10 protein-coding genes are annotated in these 6,666 nt (G+C 72.1%); 1 reads left to right on the top strand and 9 read right to left on the bottom strand.

The window, feature by feature from the left end; genetic code table 11:
* Positions 1–163: 163 nt before the first annotated feature.
* The 7 genes from ACIY1X_RS23400 to ACIY1X_RS23370 form a co-directional block, all read right to left on the bottom strand.
* Complete coding sequence (locus tag ACIY1X_RS23400) at positions 164–712, bottom strand: cupin domain-containing protein (protein ID WP_399685285.1); 549 nt, start codon at positions 710–712, stop codon at positions 164–166.
* Positions 713–746: 34 nt separating this feature from the next.
* On the bottom strand, positions 747–1,484 hold the full coding sequence (locus ACIY1X_RS23395) for a Crp/Fnr family transcriptional regulator (RefSeq protein ID WP_399685282.1): 738 nt from the start codon (positions 1,482–1,484) through the stop codon (positions 747–749).
* Positions 1,485–1,623: 139 nt separating this feature from the next.
* A complete protein-coding gene (locus tag ACIY1X_RS23390; RefSeq protein WP_399685281.1) occupies positions 1,624–2,238 on the bottom strand; it encodes a methyltransferase domain-containing protein in 615 nt (204 codons plus the stop codon).
* Positions 2,235–3,011, bottom strand: coding sequence for a PIG-L deacetylase family protein (locus tag ACIY1X_RS23385; protein WP_399685278.1), 777 nt, complete (start codon positions 3,009–3,011; stop codon positions 2,235–2,237). Before ACIY1X_RS23385 ends, ACIY1X_RS23390 begins: the two co-directional genes overlap by 4 nt.
* Complete coding sequence (locus ACIY1X_RS23380; protein ID WP_399685276.1) at positions 2,999–3,976, bottom strand: acyl-CoA dehydrogenase; 978 nt, start codon at positions 3,974–3,976, stop codon at positions 2,999–3,001. Before ACIY1X_RS23380 ends, ACIY1X_RS23385 begins: the two co-directional genes overlap by 13 nt.
* Entirely contained in the window at positions 3,973–4,209 is a 237-nt protein-coding gene (locus tag ACIY1X_RS23375) for a hypothetical protein (protein WP_399685273.1), read from the bottom strand. The genes ACIY1X_RS23380 and ACIY1X_RS23375 overlap by 4 nt, the downstream gene beginning before the upstream one ends.
* Positions 4,210–4,219: 10 nt before the next feature.
* Positions 4,220–4,906, bottom strand: a complete 687-nt coding sequence (locus tag ACIY1X_RS23370) for a glycosyltransferase (RefSeq protein ID WP_399685272.1) — start codon at positions 4,904–4,906, stop codon at positions 4,220–4,222.
* A gap of 252 nt (positions 4,907–5,158) precedes the next feature.
* Here ACIY1X_RS23370 and ACIY1X_RS23365 point away from each other — a divergent pair, with 252 nt between their 5' ends.
* A complete protein-coding gene (locus ACIY1X_RS23365) occupies positions 5,159–5,332 on the top strand; it encodes a hypothetical protein (RefSeq protein ID WP_399685270.1) in 174 nt (57 codons plus the stop codon).
* On the opposite strand, the gene ACIY1X_RS23360 is transcribed toward ACIY1X_RS23365, so the two are convergent.
* On the bottom strand, positions 5,308–5,586 hold the full coding sequence (locus tag ACIY1X_RS23360) for a hypothetical protein (protein WP_399685267.1): 279 nt from the start codon (positions 5,584–5,586) through the stop codon (positions 5,308–5,310). The genes ACIY1X_RS23365 and ACIY1X_RS23360 overlap by 25 nt on opposite strands.
* Positions 5,587–5,936: 350 nt before the next feature.
* Positions 5,937–6,666, bottom strand: a 730-nt coding sequence (locus tag ACIY1X_RS23355) for a trypsin-like serine peptidase (protein WP_399685265.1), incomplete at its 5' end; no start/stop codon positions are given.

Genomic DNA, 6,666 nt, shown 5'->3' with positions numbered 1-6,666 from the left:
AGTTGGTCGGGGGGCGGTGCTGCGCCTGGCGCGGCTGCAGGTAGCGGTCCGGCGCATGGCCGGGCGCCGTGCTCTGGCTGTCCACGATCTGGACGAGTTGCATGATTCTTTCGGCCATGGGGGTCTCCTGTGGGGGGCGGGAAAGGCGGGTGCGGCGGATGGATCAGCGCTCGATGCTGGCGAGCGGGTGGTCCGGCGGATAGGTCGGTGTGATCGGCTTCCTGGCGCCCAGCATCACGCACATGAGCGCGTCCTCGTCGCCGATGTTGATCTCGCCGCGGTACACGCCGGGCGGCACGGACACGAGGTCGCGGTCGGTCATCACGGTCTCGAAGTAGTCGCCCTCGGGCGTGGAGAGCATCAGCTTGAGCCGGCCGCGGATGACGAAGAAGACCTCTTCCACGTCGGTGTGCAGGTGCGGCGGGCCCTCGTGGCCTGCCGGGATCACCATGGTCGAGAAGGTGAAGTGCTCGGCGGGCACCGTGTTCATGTCGGAGGCGACGCCGGTGCCGCCGGTGCCCACGTAGCGCATCTGCGCGCGGCGGTACTTCGGGTCGTGGTCGGCCTGGAACTTCAGCACGTCCCAGTCGTACCTGCGTGTCGCGTAGCGCGCGATGCGCGTGCTCATCCAGCCCTCGAAGCTGGCGCCTTCGGGGCGGGCCCAGGCCGGGCTGCCGGCGTTCGTCTTCTCGGGGGCGGTCGGGGTGCTCATGAAATCTCCTTGGTTCGGTGGGGCGGGGCCGAGCTCATGTCCGGCTCTTGACGGGCTTGCTCTTGCTCGCGATGTACTCGGCGAGGCGGTCGAGGTCGTGGATGCGCACGGAGCGCTTGTCGAGGGTGACGAGGCCGTTGTCGCTCAGGTCCTTGAAGTGCCGCGACAGCGTCTCCGGGGTGAGGTTGAGCTGCGCGGCCACCACCCCCTTCTTGATCGTGAGCTCGAACTGCGCGGAGCGCGCGCCGCTGTCGGGCGGCGCCAGCCGCAGCAGGTAGATGGCCAGCCGCGCGGCGGGCGGCTGCAGCAGGAAGGACTCCAGGTCGTCGACCACCATGTGCATGCGCAGCGACAGGCTCGCGAGCATGCGCAGGGCGAAGCGGCTGTCCCGCTCGACGAGGTGCAGGATCGCCTGCCGCGAGACATACGCGAGCAGGCAGTCCTCCAGCGCCTCGGCGGTGAGGTAGTAGGGCCGTTCGAGGAACATGGTGATGTCGCCCAGGCTCTCGCCGGGCTCCACCACCTGCAGCGGCTTCTCGACGCCCTGCTCGGTCACCAGCGAGAGCTTGATGCGGCCGTAGGCCAGCACGTGGAAGCCGTCGCAGGGGTCGCCGCGCTTGAACAGGATGCCCCGCCGCTCCAGGGCGTCGAGCCGCGTGAGGCCGGCCAGCGCGTCGAGGTCCGCCTCGCGCGCGGCGCGGAACAGGGGCAGGCCGCGCAGGACCTGCTTGCAGCGCTGGGTCGGCGTGCTCATGCGCTCGTCTGCCTTCATCGTGTCTCCTTCTTCGCGGCCGGGTTGCGCCCGGACTGCCATGAAGGGTATGGGCGGCGCGCGCCGGTGTGAATGCGCGCCGTTGATCCGGATCAAGTATTCGGAAGAAACGGCGGTGGCGCCGCCGGCGGGGCAAGCGCTACCGCAGGCCTTCGCGCTGCGCGACGGAGCGGGGGTCGCGCGACCACACCTGCAGCAGGAAGTCCTGCTCCTCGTGGCGCGCGATCAGCCGCAGGCCCAGCCCGCCCAGGGCGGCCTGCACCGCGTCCGAGGGCTGCCGGCGCTGCGCGAAGTCCGGCCGCCAGTCGCAGGCCGCCAGGTCGCCGTCGGCGGCCAGGCTGCGGCCGCACGCATCAGCCACTTCGTGCCAGGCGGCTTCCTCGATGAAGTAGCCGATCTCGCTGAGCACGATGAGATCGAACGGGGCCGCGTCCTGCGGCCAATCCTGGGGCAGCGTGTGCCGCTGCACCTGCACGTGGGACTGGCCCTGCAGCCGGCGGCGGGCCAGGGCGACGGCGGCGTCGCTGAAGTCGCTGGCCAGCAGCCGATCGCAGCGCGGCGCCAGCTCGGCCGTGAGCTCGGCCGCGCCGCAGCCGGGCTCGTAGGCATGCCGGTAGCGCCGGCGCGGCAGGCTCGCCAGCAGCACGGCGCGCTTGCGCGCCTCGTACCAGCGGTGGCGCAGGCCGTAGGGGTCGTCCTGCTGCCGGTACAGCCGCTCGAAATGTGCGCGGTCGGCAGGCCCGGTCGTCGTCATGGCGTGTCGTGGACGAACATCAGCTCGAAGGGACGCGCGGCCCGCGTCATCGTGGCGCCATCGAGGACTGCCGGCGCGCCGGTGCTCGGGTCGGGCAGCCACTGGCTGCGGTGCAGGCGCAGGGCCGCGCACTTGCGGCGCACGGTTTCCGCGTCGAGGCTCACGCGGCGGGCCTGCCGCCACGGCATCGGCGCATCCTGCGGCCGCGACCAGTGCCAGCCCCACACCGGCACCTCCACCAGCCGCGCGCCGCATCGCGCCGCTGCGCTCGCGCAGGCCTCGCCCACGGCCTCGTGGTCCGGGTGGCCGTCCAGGCGCCAGGTGGTGAACACCACGTCGCCGGGCCGGAGCAACTGCAGGAGGTGGTCCAGGAGCTGGGGATGCGCTGCCTGCAGGCCGCCGTCCGGCAGGCGCAGCCGGTGCACCGCGGCACCTGCCACGCCCAGCCGCCGCAGGGCGCGGGCCTGTTCCAGCGGCCGGCACCGCTGCAGGCGGCGCCGCGGCCAGAGGGTGGAGCCGGGGTGGCTGGCTGCGCCGTCGGTCACCGCCACCAGGCACAGCGGGCGCCCGGCGTGCGCCAGTTGCGACAGCAGGCCGCCGGTGGCGATCACCTCGTCGTCCGGATGCGGCGAGACCATCACGGCGCGCGCCTGGGCCGGTACCAGGTCGGTCGCGCGGATCCCGGGCGCGTCGCGCACGGCATCGCAGGCCAGCCAATCGGCCTCCGGCGTCGCGCGGCCGGCGCGGATCGTGCGGTCGGTCACAGCGTCCATGCGGCGTCCGTGTCCGGTTCCGCCAGGCTCGCCAGGTCGCGTTCGGCATGGCTCTGGCGCAGGAAGACCGGCAGGTCGGCCATCGCGCGGGCGAAGCGTGCGTCCCGGCACAGCGGGCCGGCACCCAGCGCGCGGCCGGCGTGCTGCATGGTCGACTCGGCAGCGGCCTCTACGGCCAGGCGTGTGCGCAGGGCCCAGGTGCGTGCCGAGGCGCCGGGATGGGCGTCGATCCAGGCCGCGCACGCCCGCAGCATCGTGGCGCTGGTGGCGACCGCCACGTCGATGGCGCCCAGGTGCGCCAGCGCATGGGGCTCGCCGCGCCCGAGGATCGCGGTGCGCGCCGTGCCGGCGATGGCGCGTGCGCCGCCCCACCAGCAGGCCGCGATGCCCGCGCCGCCTTGCCAGAAGCCGGGCCGGGCCGTGTAGTCGCCCGGTGCGCCGACGGGATGCGCGGGCACGCCGTCGAAGCGCACGTCGACGCTGGCCGTCTCGCGCATGCCCACCGCTGCCCAGCCGCTGTCCGTGATGGTGACGCCCGGAGCGTCCAGCGCCACGGCAGCCAGGCACGGCTGCCCGTCGCCGTCCCAGCCGCTGACCAGGGCGTGGGTGAGCTGGGCCGCGCCGGAGCACCAGGCCTTGGTGCCGTGCAGCCGATAGTGCGCGCCGTCGGCCTCGAAGCGCAGCCGGGCCTGCGGCGGCTCGGCGCACCAGGTGCCCCACCGGCTGCCCGCGGCAGGCGGCGCAGCGCCCAGCTCGGCCTGGATGGCCAGCGCGTCGGTGTGCCCCTCGAAGAGCTTGACCAGCGAGAGGTCGTGCGCCGCCACGGCGGCCAGGCGTCGCCATCGCGCCAGCGTGCCGCCGCTGCCGGGGCGCGGCAGATCGTCCAGCCCGGCGTCCACCAGGTCGCGCAGCGTGAGCCGGTCGCCGCGCAGGGCGATCAACCGGTCGAGTTCGTCGTCGTTCACGTTCCGTCCTCGGTCTTGCGCAGGCCCCGCAGGTTGAGCAGCGCCAGGCCGATCTGCAGGGCGATCAGCGCCCAGGCGCCGGCGTGCCAGCCCCAGGCGATCCAGAGCACGTTGCTGGCGAGAAAGACCCAGAAGCCCGTGTTGCGCCGCGCGCGCCGGTTGGACGCGACCAGCCAGGCCGCCGCCAGCGATGCGGCGAAGGCCGGCCACTGCAACCAGGCCCATCCTTCCATCGCCCGCTCCTCAGGCCGTCGACGGCACTGTTGCCGCCGGCACCAGGGCCCGCAGGAGCGCGTCGGCAAAGCCGCCGACGACGCGGGCATGGCGCCGGGCGCTGGTCGTCACGCGCGGCCGGGCGCTCCATGCGATGCGGGCGCCGGTGGCCTCCAGCGCCCGCACGAAGTCGACGTCCTCGCCGCAGGCCAGGCTCCTGAAGCCGCCCGCGCGCAGGTACGCCGGCACCGACACGCCGAGGTTGGCGCCATGGATGTGGCGGTGGCCGTCCCTGTCCTCGTAGGTGCCGAGGAAATGCGCCCGCACCGTCGCCGCGTCGTCGCCGTGGCAGGACCAGTCGTCCACCCCGACGCAGCCGCACACGGCATCGGCACCCAGCGACAGCTGCTGCACCAGCCACGCATCCGACACGCGCGTGTCGGCATCGGTGAAGGCCAGCCAGCGCGCCCCGGCCTGCACCAGCGCCCGTGCCGCCTCGGCCCGGGCCAGGCCGACGTTGCGCGTCGACAGGGTCACCGTCCACGCGCCGGCCGCGCGGGCGCGCGCCTCGGTGGCGTCGCTGCACGCATCGGCGGCGACGACCACGCGGCATGGCTCGTCGGCCAGTCCCGGGTGCCGCGTCGCCCGCAGGGCCGCGGCCACGGCCGCCTCGATGTGGGATTCCTCGTTGTGCGCGGGGATGGCGATTCCGATCATGTCGTGGGCGGCGGTGCTTTGTGGAAGGTGGGGAGCACCTTATGCACCGGCTTCGTGCGCCGGCGTCGGCGCGCAGGAACCGCGGCTGTCAGCGCGGGCCGTTGCGAAGGGTGATCGCCGCCCTTCTCATTGCAAATGACATTGCTGCCGCTGCCCCGGCTCGGTAGGCTGGAGCCTACAAAGGGGGTGCTAATGAAACCTGCTGTACTGGGAGCCGCGCGTACCGGACCGCTGGTTCCCGTCGAGTGGTCGATGGAGTTCCTGCAGCAAGGAACTCAGTTCATTGCGATCGTGATTCGCGAGGGTCGGGACATGTGCCGGCTTTCCATCACCGCTGACGGACTGGACGAGGCTTCGGCTCACCCGGTGCTCGCCGACAGGGCGAACCGGTGGATTCGCGACTATCTGCGCGCGTGCACGAACTGAGGAGCAGGGCGAGTGCGTGACGCCAAGGTCTGGAGCGTGCCTTTCGACAGCTCCTCCCTGCCTTGCTGCGTGAGGGCGAGGACCTGGGCCGCTTCCGCAGGCCCGCTCATGGACAGGAGGCCACCGGGCGACGGTGTGAGCGCAATGATCAGCCCCGCCGCGCGCAGCGCCCTGACGGCTTCGATGTCCTGGGGGCGATGGAACGACGTCGGAGAGGGGGTGCTGGCAATTTGCCTGAGCAAGCTCATGGTCATGGAGATGCCTCCTGTCGGCTGACCGCGCCGACCGCCGTGCGGAGGGTGAGGTCATCCATTCGGGATGGAAGGGCCAGCCGCGCATGCGGAGGAGGAGGCTGCTCGCAGGGGGTGCGGCAGAAGTGAAAAGCCCGCGTCAAGCGGGCTTGGAGAGGTGGTCGTGGACTCTTACGCGGTCCACGCTACGTGCATTGAGGATGCAGTGTCGCCCAGTTGTTTTCTTGTCATTGGCGACATCGCGCGACGTGCCGTCGTGAGATCCGGCGACCTGCTCGGTCGTGAGCAGATGCCCGGATTGTAGCCGACCGATCCCTGTCGCCGGCCATGAGGACCGCCTTTGCGCCCAGCCTTTACTCCGTCAGCGCCATCAGCACGTCGGCGTACCAGGCGCAGTTCAGCCCCAGGGATTCGTCGGCGAGCGGATCGCGGGGGCGCATGTCCATGCGCGTGGAGTGCACGCCGATCAACTGCCAGGGCAGCGCCGACGGGGCTGCTTCCGGCAGGCTTCGGCGCCGCAGCACGGGCGCCCCGCTGCTGCCTCGGTGGGTGCGTGCGTCCGTGAGAAAGCAGCCGCGCTGCTGGAACCGCACGCCGTAGGCCGATGCGATGGAAGCGGCGCGCGCCACGGCCAGGTAGTGCGTCGTGTCATGAAAGCCCAGCGGAAAGCCGATGACGGTCAACGCATCGCCCACGGCCACCGTCTCGCCCCGGTCCTGCAGATCTGCCGGTTCGAAGGCCTGCAGGACGGAGGAAGGCGGCAGCAGGCCGGCATCGATCTCGAGGGCGGCCACGTCCACGGTCCCGGCGCTGTCCGTCACTTGGCGCCACAAGGCCTGCCCCTCTCCCGTGTACAGAGGGAGCGAGACGACCGCGTGCTGCGTCAGATCGCGGTCGTGGGTGTGGATGGCGATGTCGACGCGGTCGGGGAAGTGATTGCTCGGCCCGTCGGCGAGCACGTGAAGGTTCGTCACCAGGAAGAGGCGGCTGCCGCGCCGGAAGAAGAAGCCACTGGCGCCGGTCAGCGGGTGGCTCCCGAGGAAGGTCGATACGCGCGTCGTGGTCAGCATCACGGGTTCGACG

It is taken from the genome of Xenophilus sp., from assembly GCF_044462705.1.
Lineage (GTDB): Bacteria > Pseudomonadota > Gammaproteobacteria > Burkholderiales > Burkholderiaceae_C > Xenophilus > Xenophilus azovorans.
Note: the sequence above shows the minus strand (reverse complement) of the source record. Positions and strands in the feature narration are given on the sequence as shown.